16 protein-coding genes are annotated in these 19,009 nt (G+C 39.6%); 11 read left to right on the forward strand and 5 right to left on the reverse strand.

Going from position 1 to position 19,009, the window contains the following annotated elements; translation table 11 throughout:
* Positions 1 to 43 precede the first annotated feature (43 nt).
* Positions 44 to 1,054 carry a GlxA family transcriptional regulator gene (locus I6E85_RS05520; RefSeq protein WP_024590119.1) on the reverse strand — a complete coding sequence of 337 codons (1,011 nt, stop codon included), beginning with the start codon at positions 1,052 to 1,054 and terminating at the stop codon, positions 44 to 46.
* A 126-nt stretch (positions 1,055 to 1,180) separates the two neighbouring features.
* On the opposite strand from I6E85_RS05520, the gene I6E85_RS05525 reads away from it, so the two are divergent.
* Both I6E85_RS05525 and I6E85_RS05530 read left to right on the forward strand, forming a co-directional pair.
* A complete protein-coding gene (locus I6E85_RS05525) occupies positions 1,181 to 3,088 on the forward strand; it encodes a beta-ketoacyl synthase (RefSeq protein WP_197236696.1) in 1,908 nt (635 codons plus the stop codon).
* 180 nt (positions 3,089 to 3,268) lie between these two features.
* On the forward strand, positions 3,269 to 4,294 hold the full coding sequence (locus tag I6E85_RS05530; protein WP_169043568.1) for an energy transducer TonB: 1,026 nt from the start codon (positions 3,269 to 3,271) through the stop codon (positions 4,292 to 4,294).
* Positions 4,295 to 4,401: 107 nt separating this feature from the next.
* On the opposite strand, the gene I6E85_RS05535 is transcribed toward I6E85_RS05530, so the two are convergent.
* Positions 4,402 to 4,818 carry an MgtC/SapB family protein gene (locus I6E85_RS05535; RefSeq protein ID WP_024590122.1) on the reverse strand — a complete coding sequence of 139 codons (417 nt, stop codon included), beginning with the start codon at positions 4,816 to 4,818 and terminating at the stop codon, positions 4,402 to 4,404.
* 213 nt (positions 4,819 to 5,031) lie between these two features.
* Between I6E85_RS05535 and I6E85_RS05540 the strand changes: the two genes are divergently transcribed.
* Positions 5,032 to 6,549: a BCCT family transporter gene (locus I6E85_RS05540; protein ID WP_024590123.1), complete on the forward strand. Its 1,518-nt coding sequence runs from the start codon at positions 5,032 to 5,034 to the stop codon at positions 6,547 to 6,549.
* Between the two features lie 72 nt (positions 6,550 to 6,621).
* A complete protein-coding gene (locus I6E85_RS05545) occupies positions 6,622 to 6,960 on the forward strand; it encodes a hypothetical protein (protein WP_024590124.1) in 339 nt (112 codons plus the stop codon).
* Here the strand turns inward: I6E85_RS05545 and fghA are convergent.
* Both fghA and I6E85_RS05555 read right to left on the reverse strand, forming a co-directional pair.
* Complete coding sequence (gene fghA, locus I6E85_RS05550) at positions 6,914 to 7,756, reverse strand: S-formylglutathione hydrolase (protein WP_024595630.1); 843 nt, start codon at positions 7,754 to 7,756, stop codon at positions 6,914 to 6,916. The two genes, I6E85_RS05545 and fghA, sit on opposite strands and share 47 nt — an antisense overlap.
* A 66-nt stretch (positions 7,757 to 7,822) precedes the next feature.
* Complete coding sequence (locus I6E85_RS05555; protein ID WP_007375333.1) at positions 7,823 to 8,944, reverse strand: S-(hydroxymethyl)glutathione dehydrogenase/class III alcohol dehydrogenase; 1,122 nt, start codon at positions 8,942 to 8,944, stop codon at positions 7,823 to 7,825.
* Positions 8,945 to 9,078: 134 nt separating this feature from the next.
* Between I6E85_RS05555 and I6E85_RS05560 the strand changes: the two genes are divergently transcribed.
* The 7 genes from I6E85_RS05560 (at position 9,079) to hflX (ending at position 17,106) form a co-directional block, all read left to right on the forward strand.
* Positions 9,079 to 9,951, forward strand: a complete 873-nt coding sequence (locus I6E85_RS05560; RefSeq protein WP_169060182.1) for a LysR family transcriptional regulator — start codon at positions 9,079 to 9,081, stop codon at positions 9,949 to 9,951.
* A 147-nt stretch (positions 9,952 to 10,098) separates the two neighbouring features.
* Positions 10,099 to 11,316, forward strand: coding sequence for a lipoprotein-releasing ABC transporter permease subunit (locus I6E85_RS05565; protein WP_197236697.1), 1,218 nt, complete (start codon positions 10,099 to 10,101; stop codon positions 11,314 to 11,316).
* Positions 11,309 to 12,007, forward strand: coding sequence for a lipoprotein-releasing ABC transporter ATP-binding protein LolD (gene lolD / locus I6E85_RS05570; RefSeq protein ID WP_197236698.1), 699 nt, complete (start codon positions 11,309 to 11,311; stop codon positions 12,005 to 12,007). The genes I6E85_RS05565 and lolD overlap by 8 nt, the downstream gene beginning before the upstream one ends.
* Positions 11,997 to 13,241 carry a lipoprotein-releasing ABC transporter permease subunit gene (locus I6E85_RS05575; RefSeq protein WP_008134012.1) on the forward strand — a complete coding sequence of 415 codons (1,245 nt, stop codon included), beginning with the start codon at positions 11,997 to 11,999 and terminating at the stop codon, positions 13,239 to 13,241. Before lolD ends, I6E85_RS05575 begins: the two co-directional genes overlap by 11 nt.
* A gap of 117 nt (positions 13,242 to 13,358) precedes the next feature.
* Complete coding sequence (locus I6E85_RS05580) at positions 13,359 to 13,832, forward strand: DUF1456 family protein (protein WP_197118122.1); 474 nt, start codon at positions 13,359 to 13,361, stop codon at positions 13,830 to 13,832.
* 373 nt (positions 13,833 to 14,205) lie between these two features.
* Entirely contained in the window at positions 14,206 to 15,558 is a 1,353-nt protein-coding gene (gene gdhA / locus I6E85_RS05585) for an NADP-specific glutamate dehydrogenase (RefSeq protein ID WP_197236699.1), read from the forward strand.
* Positions 15,559 to 15,756: 198 nt separating this feature from the next.
* On the forward strand, positions 15,757 to 17,106 hold the full coding sequence (gene hflX / locus I6E85_RS05590) for a GTPase HflX (protein ID WP_197236700.1): 1,350 nt from the start codon (positions 15,757 to 15,759) through the stop codon (positions 17,104 to 17,106).
* 100 nt (positions 17,107 to 17,206) lie between these two features.
* Here the strand turns inward: hflX and I6E85_RS05595 are convergent, their stop codons facing one another.
* Positions 17,207 to 18,940, reverse strand: coding sequence for an AMP-binding protein (locus I6E85_RS05595; RefSeq protein WP_197236701.1), 1,734 nt, complete (start codon positions 18,938 to 18,940; stop codon positions 17,207 to 17,209).
* Positions 18,941 to 19,009: the final 69 nt, after the last annotated feature.

A 19,009-nucleotide genomic window follows, 5' to 3' on the forward strand; every position in this document is an offset into this window, starting at 1 on the left:
AATTTATGTATAAAAAAATGCCAATTTAGAGTGCCGTCGCTGGTTATCCAAATAACTTTCGTCTAACTACTTTTCTATAACCACTGGGTGTTTGGCTTAATACTTTTTTAAACACGCGTGTTAAATGCCCTTGGTCGTTATATCCCACTTCTAAAGCCACTTCTTGAATTGATAAATTTGATGATGCTAATAACTCCTTCGCACCTTCTACGCGTAATTGTTGCCAATACTCAATAGGGCTTTGATTAGTGGCGGCTCTAAAACGGCGGGTAAAAGTACGGTAGCTCAAGCTAAATTGGGCAGCGACTTCTTGCAAGTTTAGCTCGGTGGCTAAATTTGTTTTTAGCCAAAACTGAATTTGCGCAATTAGCTCGTCGGGGTGACGGTCAACTGCACCTTCTAAGTAGCGTTGATCTTCGTAGGGTTTACGTATTTCGTGCGAAAAGTTTCGCTCTACATGTTGAGCGGCGGCTTTTCCATAGTACTGACTAATAATATGTACGATCACATCTGCAAGGGCATTAAGGCTTGCTACGGTGTACATGCGTTCTGACTGGGTTATAAAAAAGTCGGGTTTTAAACGCACTAACGGGTAGTCGTGGCTAAATTGATTGGCGTAGTGCCAATGGGTTGTAGCAGGGTGCCCATCAAGTAAGCCAGCCTCAGCTACTAAGCAGTTGCCAGTGCCTACACCAATTATATGGCTGCCTGCGCTAAAGCTCTCGCTTAGCCAATCAACTACGCCTTGATTTGTACGTACCACAGGACGTGGGTTTCGCCAAATTCCGGGCACTATAATTAAATCGCTGTAGGGCGCATTAGTTGTTATGCAATCAGGAATTATCGCAAGGCCTGCGCGAGTAGCTATAGATTCTGCACTTTTAGCCACTAAATTTATAGCAAGCGGTCTAAAATTTTGCTTATCAAGATGGCCTTTAGCAAAGGCCTCGCCGGCTCTTAGCATTTCTATAGGCAGCGTTAAACTAGTCACTAATAAATGCGGATATACCGCTATAGCAATGTTTAGTGGTGGATTAGTGTGTTTATCAGTCATATAAATGCTCCGACCAGTACATTTTGGCCTTTTGTGCTGAATATTTGGCTATTAAAGCACAATGTACAGTGCATAATCCATTTAAACTGCCTCTTCTTCTAATAACACGCTTTTTAAAGGTAAATTATGACTGCATTACCCGTTATAGTAGGCATGGGTGGCATTAACGCCGCTGGCCGTACTTCTTTTCATCAAGGTTATCGCCGTATCGTGTTAGATAGTTTAAATGCTCAAGATCGCAGTGAAACATTTTTAGGCCTCGCCACACTGATGAATCTAGTAAGTGTTGTAAACGGCCAATTACAAGATACACAAGGTAATAATGTTGAGCAAAGCGACATAGAAGCACGCTTTGGTGAGCAAATTATTGCTGGTACTCTTATTCGTAAAATTGAAAAAGAACACTTTGATGCCGATGCCACACCGTGGCAGCAAAAAATGACGCTAAACGCATCAAGCGATAACGCAATTGTGTTTGAAACGCGCGCTCGCGACTTACCTACACCTGTTCCAGCTAGCTGGCAAGTTGAAGAACTTGAAGGCAAAAAAGTAAAAGTAACTATTGCAGCCGACTTAAATGTTAAGCATGACTCAACACGTGATAACCCGATTAAATCTGCAGGGCAATTTCCGACTGGGTTTGATCCGTCTGTTATGTATAACAGCCGCTATCAGCCTCGTGGTTTGCAAGCTACTATTTTTGCAGCTACCGATGCTATTAAATCAACAGGGCTTGATTGGCAGCATATTATGAATAGCGTAGAGCCAGATAAAATTGGTACCTATTCAGCGTCGGTAATTGGCCAAATGGACGACAAAGGCCTAGGCGGTTTAGTAAAGGCGCGCCAACAAGGCGACCGTGTTAGTACTAAGCAGTTAGCACTGGGTTTAAATACAATGTCGACCGACTTTATTAACGCCTATGTTACGGGCAATGTAGGGACTACGTTTTCGACCTCGGGCGCCTGTGCTACGTTTTTATACAACTTACGTGCAGCGGTTAACGACATACAGGCAGGGCGTACACGCGTTGCGGTTGTCGCAAGTGTTGAGTGTGCTATTACACCAGAGGTGATTGAAGGCTTTGGTAACATGAGCGCACTTGCAAATGTTGAAGGTTTGCGCCGTTTAGATAACTTATCAAGTGATGAAGAACCAGATTATCGCAAAAGTAGCCGCCCATTTGGTGACAACTGCGGCTTTACATTAGGTGAAGGCGCACAAGTTGCTATTTTAATGGACGATGCCTTAGCCCTTGAACTAGGCGCTGACATAATGGGCTGCGTACCAGATGTATTTGTAAATGCAGATGGCATAAAAAAATCAATCACGTCACCTGGTCCTGGTAACTATATTACCATGGCTAAATCGGCTGCTTTAGCAACAAGCCTTTTAGGTAAAGAAGCCTTGCAAGAACGTAGCTTTATTTTAGCGCATGGCTCAAGTACACCGTTAAACCGCGTAACAGAGTCGCTGATATATCACAAAGTGGCACAAACGTTCGCTATTGATAATTGGAAAGTGACAGCGCCAAAAGCCTATGTTGGTCATACTATAGCTCCTGCAAGTGGCGACCAATTAGCGATAGCTTTAGGTGTATTTAGCCATAATATTATGCCGGGTATTACCACAATTGATAAAGTGGCTGATGATGTTTACACCGATCATCTTGATATTCGTAATAGCCATTACGAATGCGCCGATATGGATATTGCTTTTATAAATTCAAAAGGCTTTGGCGGTAACAATGCAACAGCTACCGTACTTTCACCAAAAGTTACAATGCAAATGCTCGCTAAGCGCCATGGCGATGAAGTTATGACTAGTTACGCGCAGAAAAACGTGGCAATTAAAGCCGCGCAACAAACGTATCAAGCTCAAGCTGATTTAGGCCAATATGAGCTTATTTACCGCTTTGGCGACGGACTTATTGACGACAACGACATTGTAATAGACGAGCAAAGTATTCAGTTACCTGGCTTTGAAAAAGCAATTACGTTTAGCACAACAAATTCCTATCAAGATATGTTTTAAGCACACATACTTGTTAGCAAGGCGCTTTTAAGCGCCTTTTTTAATGCCTCAAATATATTTATCTATTAAGTTTTTTCTAAGTGAAGCTCATTAAATGAACTGATTTTTTGTATTTACACTTGCTTTTATGTTGATCGTTTGTTTCTATTATATAAACACTATCTAGGATGGATAAAACTGATGAAAAAACTCATATTAGCGCTTTCTTTAACTTGTACTTTTACTCAACTCTCTGTTTTTGCAGACGACTTTATTCCTGCAGAAGTGATTAATAAAAACTACGATCAGCTCACTAATACTTCTTCGCGCGCTTCGAGGTTAGAGGGGATTAATTTGAGCAGTTACGTGGTTGATAAAAGCGGGCAGGTTAGTGATATAGAAATTGTAGCTACGGTTGGGCAAAAAAAGTACCAAAGAGAAGTAATGGATTACGTGTCTAAGCTCAACTACAAAAGTGCAAAATTAAATGGTGAGACTATCCCTGTAGCAAAAACCATTACTGTAAGTTCGCAAAATTTACATATTAATTTTTCAAACGATAAAGCGTCTCGCGGCTTTTTTAATGATTATGAGCAAGCTAGTAAATTAATCGACGAAAAGAAATACGATGAAGCTAAAAGCCGTATCGATGAATTAGAAAATGAACATACAAAAAATACGGTTGAGATTGTTTTGCTTGCATGGCTTAAAAGCCAGCATAGTTATTTTGTCCAAGACTGGAAGAGCTTTGATCAGCATATCTACGAAGCGTTTTTATTTAGAGATAATCTACCAGATCAAATTCAAAAACGTGTGATTAAAAACGCTTTACAGTGGTTTATATCAAAACAAGATTATGTACGTGCTTATGATGCAATAGATGCACTAGGCAATATTGAATCCATAACCTTTACAGAGCAAAACAAGGAACAGTTGTTAACTCAAGTGAACGATATTTATAAAAACTCGGGAGATATTAAACAACAATTTAGTTTAGCTTCAGAACAAGCTGTAATGCCTATGATGTCGAAGTCTGAAGTTAAATTAGAATCAGAATTACCACTGAGCAAAGTGCAACTTAGATGCGAAAACAAAGTCGTTGACTATGACACTAATACAATTGATAAAATTGTTATTTCGAAAAATGATTTGCGTTGTGGATTATTAATAAAAAGCGCTCAAGCACAAACAATTACACTTAAGCAAAGCGGTGAAAGCTTTTTATAAAAATTGTAACTCCCCACATATAAATTATGGGGAGTTATTGCATTAATAAGTTTTGGCTATTCAAATAATGCATTGGAATTTTGCTGCAATACTTATTAAAAAAACTGTTACTTAAACTTTTTTACATACCTAAGCGTTATAAAATTAATAATGGCAAGTAAAATGGCTATTTCGTAACGGCTGTAGGCTACAGCTATACCAATTAAGCCCATATTCCAAATACTGGCTGCGGTTGCTGTGCCGGAGGTTGATTTGTTATTTTTCAAAATTGCGCCACCGCCAATAAAACCAATACCAGTAATGATGCCTTGCAACATTTTTGATTGAGCTTCTGCGCCATCTAAAACCGACATAGCAATTAATGCATACCCACACGATGCAACAGCAACAAGAGGAAAGGTACGAAGGCCTGCGCCATCATTACTACGCTCTCTGTCGTAAGCCATGGGTAGTGCAAGTAGGTATGCAATACCTAAGTGTATTAAGTTATCGATGATTTCATTCCACTGTAAATCAATTTCCATTATTGAACCTGTGCTGGTTAACTTTGTTAATAATAAGCAAACAGTAAGCCATGGCATAAATGACTATTAATCAATGAGTTATTGTTAATTCCTGTATTTAACAAGAATTATTGAGGAAACTTTTACATGTTTTTATTACTATTTTACGCAATAGTTAATTTGATCTGAGTTTTAAAGCCCCGTATTCTTTTATCCAGACTAAAAGACACCTATGTGAATCTCTTGCCTTTAAATAAAACATTAAGCACACCCACTAAGCTTGAAAAAACAGCCTTACTATTTTGCGTTGGGTTATCTGTTATTGCTTTTTTATTTCCTGAATTACTCACAGAGCACTTACAACCCGCTATTAATAAAATTTTAGGTTATTTAGGGTCGCCATTTTTTATATTGGTAAACTTGTTACTTTTTTCCGTGATAGCTATCGCTATAAGCCCATTAGGGCAACGAAAAATAGGAGGAGCGCAAGCACTTGTTGAGTTTAGTACCTTTGGTTGGCTTTCTATGTTGTTTGCAGCAGGAATGGGCTCAGGACTTATATTTTGGGGAGTAGCAGAGCCTGCACTACACACGGTTAATTCGCCTTTAAAGCAAAGCTTGTATCCTAACAATCAAACAAGTGGTTTGGCACTTACACTAGTTAATTGGGGCGCGCATGCATGGGCACTCTATGCAGTATTTGGCTTGGTATTAGGTGGGCTTACTCGCAATAGTGGTAAAGCGGGCGATATTAGTGCTCCTGTGATCAGTGCAACCAAAGGCGTTATTAATCGGGCTTGGCAGTTACAGCTGAGCTTTAGCATTAAATTAATTGCCATACTTGCAATATTTTTTGGTGTCGTGGGCACAATTGCTAATTCAACTTTATTACTGCGTAAAGGGCTCGAGCTTGAGCTAGGGGTTGAATCGGCTTTATTTTCGGGGTTTATTATAATTTTTTTAATTGCGCTGCTTTATACCATTTCTGCAAAGTTGGGGCTTAAAAAAGGAATTCAAACTCTTAGTAAGTTTAATGTGTTTTTAGCATTTGCACTTATAGCATGGCTATTAATTTTTGTGCCTATAAAGCCAATTATAGACATAGCTGTAGGAGGAACATGGGATTACATTCAGCTCATAACCACAGGTACATGGCAGTTTGAAAGCGTACTTAATGACCCCGCATGGGCAACAGGTTGGACATACAATTACTATTTTTGGTGGTTAGCTTGGGGCCCGTTTGTTGGTGTGTTTTTGGCAAAAATTAGCCAAGGACGGCCGGTTTGGCAATACATTTTAGGTGTCGTATTTGTACCAACCTTTGTGACTATTATATGGTTTAGTGTGTTTTCGGGCTCTGCAATTGCGTGGGATCAAACTCACAATGCAGGCATTTTAGAGGCTATTAAAGCCGATTATACGCAAGGGCTGTTTGTATTTTTCGAGCAATTAGGCTGGCAAGGCGGTCTATTAATTTGGTCAAGTTTATTGCTTCTACTCATTTTTGTAGCCACATCAGCAGACTCTGCTGTTTTGGTTATTCGCCAATTAAGTGGTGCAAGTGAAGCTCAAACATGGAGCTTGTATGCTTGGTCGTTTGCATTAGGTTTATGCGCTTTTGTTTTGCTAGTACAAAATAATGAACCGTTAAACAGAAGTGTTGCGATTATTGGAGCGCTTCCTTTTTTAATTATATTTATATTGCAATTAATTGGTTTTATTAAAGAGTTCATACGTGAATTTAAGCACTAAGGCTTACATTTTTTTACAATGCTATTTTTAAAATTGTATATAATTTAGGTAATTATATTGGTGGGGTTAATAATGCGTACTTTATTGATTATTCTATTTTCAAATGTATTAATTGGTTGCGCTGCTGCGGGTATAGTTTTAGATGGGGCAGCGCGCTCTCAACCTGGCCCAGTAAATGCGGGGCCTGTTGTAAAAGATAAAGAGGGCTTTAGCTTTACTAAACTCGGTGTTGAAGCCGATATGGCTATAGTTGAATTTATTAAAGGTAAGGGCAATAACAATACGGTACAAGTATGCAGGCAAGTGAGTAAAGTATTGAAAGAGTGTGTAGAGTTAGAAAAGCCATCCCTACACACTAATGAGCCTATGCAGTTAAAAACTGATGATGAAATAATAAGTGTTGGTCAATAAAGCTGCTTATAAAAAAGTAGCTATGATCGTAGCCCGCTTGCATTTCAAGTGTAAGCGGGTAGCCTTTTTTATCTGCAATAGCGACTAGGTTTTCAGGCTTAAGTTGCTCTTGTAAAAAACCATCGGCATCACCTTGACTCACTAACATGGGTAAGTAATTAGCTTGCTCTGCGTTTTTCATCAGCTCGCAGCTGTCGTATTGCTTCCAAAGCGCTTTATCATTTCCTAAATAACCAGTAAATGCTTTTACACCCCAAGGGCATTCAATCGGATTTACAATAGGGCTAAAAGCCGAGGCACTTACAAACGCAGTCGGGTTTTTAAGTGCGACCATTAATGCACCGTGCCCGCCCATAGAGTGACCGCTAATTGCTTTTGTACTTGTTACCGGAAAATGTTGTTCTATCAATGCTGGTAATTCACTAACAACATAATCGTACATATTAAAATGGGTGTTGTAAGGAGCTTGCGTGGCATTTACGTAAAAGCCTGCGCCTTGTGCAAAGTCGTAACTGTCTTCATTGGGTACGTTTTCGCCACGCGGGCTAGTGTCAGGCGCTACAATAGCAATACCCAGCTCTGCTGCTTTTTTAAATGCACCGGCTTTTTGCATAAAATTTTCGTCGGTACAGGTTAAACCCGATAACCAATAAAGTACCGGTACTTTATTTGCTTCACTTGCGCCTGGTGGTAAAAATACGGCAAAGCGCATAGTGCAATGTGTACTTTGCGAGCTGTGAGTATATTGCTTATGCCAACCGCCAGACACTTTTACACTTGAGATATTTTCTAACATACTTAATCCTTAAAAGCCGCAAACTTAAAAGTATTACGGCTTATTCTTAAACGTGCTTAGCAGTTATTAGTAATGAATTACTGTACGAATACTTTTACCTTCGTGCATTAAATCAAACGCTTCATTAATATCTTCAAGGCCCATTGTATGAGTAATAAAGTCGCTAAGAGCAAATTCACCTGCCATGTAACGCTCAACAATTTCAGGAAGTTGTGAACGGCCTTTAACACCACCAAATGCACTACCACGCCATACACGCCCAGTTACCAGTTGAAACGGACGGGTTGATATTTCTTGGCCTGCACCCGCCACACCAATAATTACTGACTCACCCCAACCTTTGTGGCAACACTCAAGCGCTGAGCGCATTACGTCAACATTACCGATACATTCAAACGAGTAATCAACGCCGCCGTCTGTCATTTCAACAATAACTTCTTGAATTGGCTTGTCGAAATCTTTTGGGTTAATTAAATCAGTTGCACCTAGTTTTGTAGCTAAATCGAATTTAGTGGTGTTTATATCAACACCAATAATACGACCCGCACCAGCCATTTTTGCGCCAATAATCGCAGACAAACCAATACCGCCTAAACCGAATATAGCAACAGTGTCGCCAGGTTTTACTTTAGCCGTGTTTGTAACTGCGCCCATGCCTGTTGTTACACCACAGCCTAGTAAGCAAATCTCTTCTAGTGATGCTTCTTTGTTTACCTTAGCGAGTGAAATTTCTGGCAATACAGTGTACTCAGAGAATGTTGATGTACCCATGTAGTGATAAATTGGTTGGCCGTCTTTAAAAAAGCGTGTAGTGCCGTCTGGCATTAGGCCTTTACCTTGTGTTTCGCGCACGGCTGAACACAGGTTAGTTTTACCTGAAGTGCACATTTTACATACGCCACATTCTGCAGTGTATAAAGGAATAACATGATCCCCAACTTCAACACTCGTTACGCCTTCGCCAACAGCATAGACAACACCAGCGCCTTCGTGACCTAAAATAGCAGGAAATATGCCTTCAGGATCTTGGCCTGATAATGTAAATGCATCGGTATGACACACACCTGTAGCGGTAATTTTTACCATTACTTCGCCTTTTTTAGGCATCATCACATCAACTTCTTCAACACTAAGTGGTTGATTAGGACCCCAAGCAATGGCAGCTTTTGATTTAATAAATTCAGACATGTGTTTTATTTCCTTTAACTGGCTATTAAAAAATAATTGTAGACCCAATTTGCTTGGGTAATGGGGTTATTGTATTTGTTTCTCAAATAATGATAATCTCAATTTTATTAAAACACTTTTACAGTATGGTAATAATGTCGCGTTGGAATGGAATAGATGAGTTTATAGCTGTAGGGGAGGAGGGCAGCTTTACTGCGGCTGCAAAAACGCTTGGGCTTTCGGTTGCGCATATTAGCCGCCATGTTACGGCGCTTGAGCAACGTTTAAATACCCAGCTTTTAACCCGTACTACTCGTAAAGTGGTTTTAACTAAAGAAGGCGAAGTGTATTTACATCAAATAAAGCACTTACAACATGCTATGGATGAGGCAACTCAAGGTCTTGCCACGCACCAAACTACACCAAAGGGTAAAATTAAGCTCACAGCCCCTGTTATGTATGGGGAAACGTTCATTATGCCTATAGTGCATAATTTTATGAAGGATCATCCCGAGGTCGAAGTTGTTGCCACACTAAGTAACGAGCAAGAAAACTTATTAGAAGGAGGATTTGATTTAGCAATAAGGCTTGGGCATTTAAAAGATTCGAGCTTAAAAGCGCGTAGGTTAAGTGCGCGGCGTTTTATTATGTGCGCGGCACCACAGTATTTAACGCGATTTGGTGAGCCGCATACTTTAGGCGAGCTAAACAGCCATGAATGTTTAATTGGGAATAGTAGCTACTGGCGCGTAAACGAAAATGGGCGCGATAAACACATTAAAATAGCGGGGCGGCTACAGTGTAATAGTGGTTGGGCGCTGGTGGATGGCGCAAAAAAGGGGCTCGGTATTGTACAGCTCCCAGACTACTACATTGAAAACGAAATTAACTCCGGGCAATTGGTGCCTATTTTAACACCCTATCAACCACAGCAAGAAGGGGTATGGGGCGTATATCCACCAAGGCAGTTTGTGGCTACTAATGTACGGGTATTGCTCGATTATTTAGTTAAAGGGCTGAAAACTTAACCGCGAATTAATGGTTAAACACGTATTGCTGTAAATATAGCCAAGTATCAGATTTTTAAATTATTTCTTACATTTTACGCCATACCCAAAGGCACTTTTTTCGTGCTACTATTGCTCAATACTTTTACGATAAGTGTTAAAAATAATATGTTTCAACCGGTTAGCTTATTTATAGGGCTTAGATATAGTCGCTCCTCTAAAGGAAATGCGTTTATATCGTTTATTTCGTTTTTTTCTATTGCCGGTATCGCTATTGGTTTAATGGCATTATTTACGGTAAGCAGCGTAATGAACGGGTTTGAAAATAGCCTAAAAACCAATATGCTTGGACTTATTCCGCATGTTGAAGTTAGCGCAGGTAAACACACTGCCACCCAAATGAACACCCTAAAAACCGACCTCGAACAATCTCCTTATGTTGATCATGTAAGCTTATATCGCCACGGCGAAGCTATTTTGCAAACAAATAAAGACTTGCACGGCGTTTTACTACAAGGCCTTTATAACGATAGTGGTTCTTTGTATAAAATTACCGATAAAATAGTGCAAGGCGATTGGAAAACTGTATTAAACAAAAATTACAACATTGCTATAAGCCGTTATTTGAGTCGTAAATTAGGCGTTAGCGTGGGTGATAAGCTTCGCGTTATTATGCCCAATGCTTCAACATATACACCTCTTGGGCGAGTACCCAGCCAGCGTTTATTTAAAGTTGCCGCAATATACGAAACCGGATCAGAGATAGATATGGCACTTGCGTTTACGAGTGGCGCTTCACTACAACGGGTATTAAAGCTGGATAAAAACACCGCCCCAAATTTAAGTGTTTCATTGCACGAACCTTTCGAACTAGATGAATTTATTGAAGCAAGCCAACGTATTTTAAAAGATCACAATTACAGTGATTGGCGCAGTACCCAAGGTACTCTATTTGCAGCCGTGGCTATGGAAAAGCGCATTATGTCTATGTTGCTTGCCCTCATTGTATTGGTGGCTGTATTTAATATTGTATCGGCATTAACCATGATGGTAAGCGAAAAACAAGGTGAAGTGGCCATACTACAAACGTTAGGTTTAACACCTTCGCAAGTGCAAAAAGTGTTTATGGTGCAAGGCCTATATAACGGCGTAATTGGTACCGCAATAGGCGCATTTTTAGGTGTAATATTTAGTTTATATATAAATGAGCTACTTGCATTAGTGGGCTTAAACTTATTGGCGGGTATAGAGCTTCCGGTAAAATTTGATATTTTGAGTTTAGTAATAATAGCGTTTGCCAGTATTGCTATGAGCTTTTTAGCTACCATATATCCTGCGCGTAAAGCCGCAAAAGTAAAACCAGCAGAGGTATTACGTTATGAATGATTTAGTAATTAGTTGTGAAAATTTAAGTAAAGTTTATCAAGATGGCAGCAACCAAGTTGAAGTATTAAAAGGTGTTGATTTAGCGCTTCAGCAAGGTGAAATGCTCGCTATTGTGGGGAGTTCTGGCTCTGGTAAAAGTACGCTTTTACACATACTTGGCACATTAGATACCGCAAGCTCAGGTAGCGCTAAAATTAAAAACCAAGAAGTTGCAAAACTTTCGCGAACAGAGCAAGCCGCATTTAGAAACCAAAATTTGGGCTTCATCTATCAATTTCATCACTTATTAATGGAGTTTAGCGCAGTTGAAAACGTGGCTATGCCATTATTAATTAAAGGCTTGAGTGCAAAAGAAGCCAAAGCTCAAGCGCTCGATATGCTCGAAAAAGTAGGCCTTGCACATCGCAGCTCGCATAAACCGTCTGCGCTTTCTGGTGGAGAGCGCCAACGCGTGGCTATTGCCCGCGCACTGGTTACTAAACCTGCGCTTGTGCTTGCTGATGAACCAACCGGTAATTTAGATAAACAAAATGCGATTAAAATTTACGATTTAATTAATGAGCTTAACCAAAGCTTAAACACGAGTTTTGTGGTAGTTACACACGATTTAGAACTTGCCGATAAGCTGGGCCAAATAGCTTATTTAGACGATGGAAAACTAGCTATTAAAGAGTCGCAGCATGTTGCTTAGTGCATTTTTAAGTAAACGTTTTAGAGCCTATTCAGGCCACAAAGATGAAAAAAACGGCTTTGTTAGTTTTATCGCTAAAGCGTCGACTATTGGTATTTTATTAGGTGTCGCGGTTTTAATTGTGGCGCTGTCGGTAATTAATGGTTTTGAGCAGCAACTAGTACATAGATTGCTAAGTGTTGTGCCGCAGGTTGAATATGTAGCACCAAGTAGACCCATCGCGAATTGGTCGCAAAAAGTTGAGGATTTACAAACACAACCGCATGTAACAGGGGCTGCGCCATTTATTGCAGTGAATGGGATGGCGCAATATAAAAGCCAGCTAAAAGCGATAGAAATTCGAGGTGTTGAGCCATCGCTCGAGAGTAATGTATCGGCGGTAAACCAGTTTACCAGTGGTAAATTAGTGAGTCAGTTAGGCCTTGACGATGTAATTTTAGGTAAGCAAATAGTAAAACAGTTAGATGCAAAAGTAGGCGACAACATTACGTTACTTATTCCGCAAATAGGCCAAAAAGGTCAATCATTATTAGCGCCTAAACGCGTAACACTTAACCTTGCAGGTGTTATAGAAATGGGCGGCCCCATTGATAGTACAGCTGCGTTTATACATCTTAATAAAGCGCAGCAAACATTGGGTTACGATGAAACTCAAGTAACAGGGCTGCGGTTAAGTGTTGATGATGTGTTTTCGGCGCACCAAATAGCGCTAAAAGTGGGCCAAACTATTGACGACTACGTGTATGTTTCCAGTTGGTTTAGAACCCAAGGCAGCCTTTATCAAGATATTCAAATGGTACGTACCATTGTTTATATTGTGGTGTTTTTAATTATAGCGGTAGCCAGTTTTAATATTGTGTCCTCTTTAGTGATGGAAGTACGCGAAAAACAAGGCAATATCGCAATTTTAAAAACCATGGGCGCGAAAGACAGTACTATTTTAGCCACCTTTGTAATGCAAGGCTTAATGCAAGCATTTGTAGGCGTGGCACTAGGAACACTAATTGGTGTGGTATTAGCGCTTAATATAAGTGAACTTTTTACGTGGATAAGCCAATTATTTGGAGCTAATCCACTTGAGGGCGTTTATTTTATAGAGTTTTTACCAAGTAAATTAGTACTTGAAGACATTGGTATTACAGTGATTGTTACGTTTGTGCTTGCGATACTTGCCACTATTTATCCTGCATGGCAAGCAACGCGCGTAGATCCTGCCAAGGTGCTTGGTAACTAGGTATAAGAAGCTCAGATAAAAATTAATAGGGTGGTATTAGTAAACCTGTTAAACTAGGTGCTTATTTAAAATTAAGCAATAACTGCTTGGTTGCTATACCTCACTTTGGGATTTACTTTGACTAATAACGATATTTTACGCCGCATTCGCTACACTTTTAACTTAACTGATACTGCTATGGTCAATGTTTTTGCATCAGCAGAGCATACGGTCACCAAAGAGCAAGTAATTGCATGGTTAACTAAAGAAGGTGAAGAGGCTTTTACCCCAATAAGTGATACTGAGTTTGCTAGCTTTTTAAATGGGTTTATTAATACCCAACGTGGCAAACGCGAAGGTGAGCAACCAGAGCCAGAGAAAAAGCTAAACAACAATATTATCTTTATGAAGCTACGTATTGCTTTAAATATGAAAGCAGAAGATGTTATAGAAACACTTGCACTTGTTGATTTTGATTTAAGTAAACATGAGTTAAGCGCATTTTCTCGAAAAGTAGATAACAAACATTACCGTGTTTGTAACGATCAAATATTACGTTTGTTTTTAACTGGCGTACAAAAGCAGCACCGTCCAGAAGAGTCTGCTGAGTAACTGGTTTTAGCTAATTAGTTTTTAGTTAGTGGGTTTTTTGCGAGCGCAATGCAGTATAAAACCCATTAATTGTTATATTTTTAAACAAACCCACACCTAACCTAATACTTCTAAAATTCCCTTTTGAAAATATAAAAACTCACTTGGCACTGTTTTAATTTTAAATCTGTGAATTTAAATTCATCTTTAATAAATAAAAATTAAGCTTCCAATCAAAAATAATTCACGTAGCTCGCGTTAAATATCTCAATTTTTCATGCTAAGGTAATAGTTAATTATATTAAATTAAGACCTTAAAGCATGAATCATAAACTTGATCACGTTTACTTTAACATCTGATAAATACTTTTATTATTAACACGGAAGAATAATTATGAATTATATCCATAGCACAATCGCACAATTAAAAAATAGTAGTCCTGCACAATGCGAGTTTTATCAAGCTGTTGAAGAAGTACTTGAATCACTCGAACCTATCTTAGAAAACTCAGAAAAATACAAAAAAAATGCCATTATACAACGCTTAGTTGAGCCCGAACGCCAAATTATGTTTAGAGTTCCCTGGGTTGATGACGAAGGCAATATTCAGGTAAATAAAGGCTACAGAATTGAGTTTAACTCTGCACTTGGCCCCTATAAAGGTGGCTTACGTTTTCACCCAAGTGTGAATGCCAGCATAATTAAATTTTTAGGGTTTGAGCAAATATTTAAAAATGCTTTAACAGGTTTACCGATCGGTGGTGGTAAAGGCGGGGCAAACTTTGATCCAAAAGGGCGCTCAGATGCTGAAATAATGCGTTTTTGCCAATCATTTATGAGCGAGCTCTATCGCCATATTGGCCCTACAACCGACGTACCCGCTGGAGATATTGGAGTAGGGGCAAGAGAAATAGGTTACTTGTTTGGTCAATATAAGCGTTTGACTGGGCGCTATGAAGGTGTTTTAACAGGTAAAAGCTTATTGTGGGGTGGATCGCTTGTACGAAAAGAAGCCACGGGATACGGCGCTGTTTATTTTGCTGACTATATGCTGCAAGCGCGTGGCGATAGCCTACAAGGTAAGCGCTGCTTGGTCTCGGGCGCAGGTAATGTGGCTATTTATGCCATGGAAAAGCTTTATCAAATGGGGGCAACACCAGTAAGTTGCAGCGACTCTCGTGGCACTGTGTATCATGAGTCGGGTATAGATTTAAATCTTATTAAATGTTTAAAAGAGCAATCGCGTGATTGCTTGAGTGTATATAAACAAACTCACCCCGATGCTATTTATATTTCTGTAAATGACTACCCTAAAGATGGGCACGCTGTTTGGCGCTTTAATGCCGACGCTGCTTTTCCGTGCGCCACACAAAATGAATTAACACAGGCAGACGCTAACGCATTATTATCCGGCGGTTGTTTATTAGTAAGTGAAGGCGCAAACATGCCTTCAACAAAAGAGGCTATTGATTGCTTTATTGCTGCAAAAATTGCGTATGGGCCAGGTAAGGCCGCCAATGCTGGCGGCGTTGCAACAAGCCAATTAGAAATGGCGCAAAATGCGAGTATGCAAAGTTGGACCTTTGAAGAAGTTGACGAAAAGCTAAAACAAATTATGAAAAATATATTTGTTACCGCTAACGACACCGCTATAGAATTTGGTGAGCCTGGAAACCTTTTATTAGGCGCTAACATTGCAGGCTTTAGGCGCGTTGCAGATGCAATGATTGAGCAGGGTGTCGTTTAATATTAAAGCTGAACAATAAGGCTTTAATATAATGTGATTTTAAAACTAGCCATAAAATTGAGTATATTATGGTTAGTTTTAAATATTAACGCCATTAGTGAACTATAACCCTATAAAGCTGGACTATAACAGCGTAGGATCAAGTTACTTTCGAATGAAAATTAGGTTTGCACTTTAGGTGCATTAAGACAAAAAATTATGCAACTAACTGCAAAACCATCACTTCCTAATGCGTTACTTATTTCTATTAGTACACCACAATTTAAAGGTGACGAAGCAACAGAGTCGCTTGCAGAGCTTGCTCGTTTGGTGACCACGTTAGGATTTAAAGTAGTAGGTACGCAATCGCAAAAGCAAAGCTCAACTCAAAAAGTTAATGTACTGGGCTCAGGTAAATTAGCTGAAATAGCTCACCTTACAGGTAATAAAGGGATGGTTGAAGACGAGCAAGAAGATGATTTACTTGATGAAGACCCTTTAACCGAAATATCGTCAGAAATTCCATCAGACGAACTTGATTTTGCATGCGCCGATGTAGTGGTATTTGACTGTGATTTAACGCCTTCTCAACTACGTAATGTTGAGAACCAGCTGGGTGTGGAAGTATTTGATCGCACCGGTATTATCATTGAAATATTTAGCCGTCATGCGCGTACTAAAACTGCAAAACTACAAGTTGAAATTGCTCGCCTTAATTATGTAGCGCCACGGCTTCGTGAAACATCAACAGGTGATAAAGAACGCCAAATGGGTAAAGGAGCGGGTGAAACCACACTTGAGCTAAATCGCCGTAAGGTGCGCGATCAATTAGCAGAATTAAAGCGTGAGCTTGTTAGTGTTCAAGATGTAATGATGGACAGACGTACGCAGCGCTCTGAGCTATTTTCAGTGGCTTTAATTGGTTACACCAATGCGGGCAAGTCATCAATGATGCGCGCAATTACAGGTAGTGATGTAGAAGGCGAAAATAAACTCTTTGCAACGCTAGATACGACTGTTCGCGCACTGTACCCGATTACGCAGCCACGTATATTGGTTTCAGATACGGTTGGTTTTATTAAAAAATTACCTCATGATTTGGTGGCTTCATTTCATTCAACGCTCGCTGAGGCACATGATGCGTCGTTATTGCTGTATGTTGTAGATGCTTCAGATCCTTCTTTTCGCTCACAACTTGAAGTAGTACATAAAGTACTGGCAGAAGTTGGGGTGGAAGGCAGCAAAAAATTATTAGTACTGAATAAGTCAGACCAATTAAGTACTGAGCAGCAGCAGTCGCTAATGGATGAATTTCCTGATGCGATGATGACCTCTACGCGTAATCCAGATGATATTAGTAAATTGCACAAATACATTATTGGCATTGCTCAAGAGGACATGATTGAAGAAGAGATTGTTATACCGTACACAGCCAAAGGTATCGTGGGCGAAATTCGATCTAGTATGAGTGTTGTTAAAGAAGAATATGAATACAGCCATATTAAATTAACAGTGCGCTCGAGTGCGATTGATTTAGAACGTTTAAAAAAGAGAATGTTAGATTTATAATAAATTTAGTATACAAAAAGCACAGCCGATTGGCTGTGCTTTTTAATCGTTACTTGAGGTAGATTTATTATTCAGAGTTCAGATTTTTTGTAGAGAAAAATTAGGAGAAGGCTTTGTCGCTTAGCTCTTCTTGCATTTGCTCGCGCATTTTAAATTTTTGCAGTTTACCTGTTACTGTCATTGGATAGTTTTCTACAAAACGGATATGTCGTGGCATTTTAAAGTAGGCTAGTTTGTCTTTTAAAAACTCACGAATTGCTTGCTCATCAAGTACAGCATCTTCTTTTGGTTGGATCCAAGCGCACACTTCCTCGCCATACCTTTCATCTGTTATACCAAATATGGCAGCATCTTGAATGCCCGGGTAGGTGTAAAGCACTTCTTCTATTTCTCGAGGGTAAATGTTTTCGCCGCCGCGAATAATCATATCTTTAATACGGCCAACAATAGTGACAAACCCTTCTGTATCCATGACACCTAAATCGCCAGAGTGTAGCCAACCACTTTCATCTATTGTGGCTTTTGTTTTAGCATCGTCATTCCAATAGCAGCGCATTATGCCTGCACCTTTACTACACACTTCGCCAGGTTGACCAATTTGTTGAATGTTACCCAACTCGTCAATAATTTTAACCTCGGTATGGGCAAGTGCGCGGCCAACCGTCGTTACTTGCCGCTCTATTGAAGAGTCTGTTTCGGTAATGTTGTTTATGGGGCTGCACTCAGTTTGCCCGTAAGCAATCAGTACTTGATGCATGTTCATTTGTGTTTGTACTTTGCGCATTACTTGCTCTGGGCATGTAGAGCCTGCCATTACACCCGTGCGTAAAGTACTTAATTCATAATCGTTAAAATTACTTAGCTCAAGCTCACTAATAAACATAGTAGGTACACCGTGCAGCGCTGTACATCCTTCTTGTTGAACTACATCTAGTGTGGTTTTTGCATCAAACGAATCGCCTGGATAAATGGCTGCTGCACCTTTACTAACACACAATAAGCTACCCAATACCATTGCAAAGCAATGATATAACGGGATAGGGATGCATAACTTGTCATCGCTCGTAAAGTGCATAGATTCGGCGACGAATAGCGCATTATTTAAAATATTTTTATGAGTGAGCGTTGCGCCTTTTGGGTTGCCTGTTGTGCCTGATGTAAATTGTATATTGATGTCTTGCTCAGCATTTAAGTTTGCACCTATTGCTTTTAATTCAAGCTCATGTGCCGATGTTGGCAAGTTAATAACATCGTTAAAAGAGTACATACCAGGAGATGCTTCATCGCCAATGCGGATTATATTTTTAAGAGTGGGCAGTGCTTTTAAATTAAGTGTGTCTTTATCGCAAGTTGCAAGTTCTGGAGCCAAACCATTGAGCATTTCTAAATAATCACTGCCTTTAAAGTTTGATGCTGTGATTAGAGTAGAGCATTCAACACTATTTAAAGCGTATTGTAATTCGTTAGGGCGATATGCAGGGTTAATACACACCATTATTGCGCCAATTTTGGCTGTTGCAAATTGGGTTAAGCACCATTCAATATTATTAGGAGACCAAATACCAACGCGCTCTCCTGGTTTTACACCAAGGGCCAGTAAGCCCATAGCAAGTTGATTAACTTCTTTTTGAAATTCTTTATACGTTAAGCGAATACCCTGGTGATGAACTACAACAGCTAACGCCTCTGGATTTTTGTCGACAATAAAGTCAAAGTACTCGCCTATAGTTGAATTTGTTAAAGGTGTGCTTTGTATACCTTTAAAATAGCTTTGCGATAACGGTAAGTGATTTATTTGTTCTACTTCTTTTACCGCAATAGTGTGTGTGTGCATTGCTCTCTCCATGAAAATGTGTGTGAGTTATGTAAACTACAAAGTTAAAATAAACACATATTGTCGACA

The sequence above is a fragment of the Pseudoalteromonas sp. NZS71 genome, from assembly GCF_015864715.1.
GTDB classification, from domain to species: Bacteria; Pseudomonadota; Gammaproteobacteria; order Enterobacterales; family Alteromonadaceae; genus Pseudoalteromonas; species Pseudoalteromonas arctica.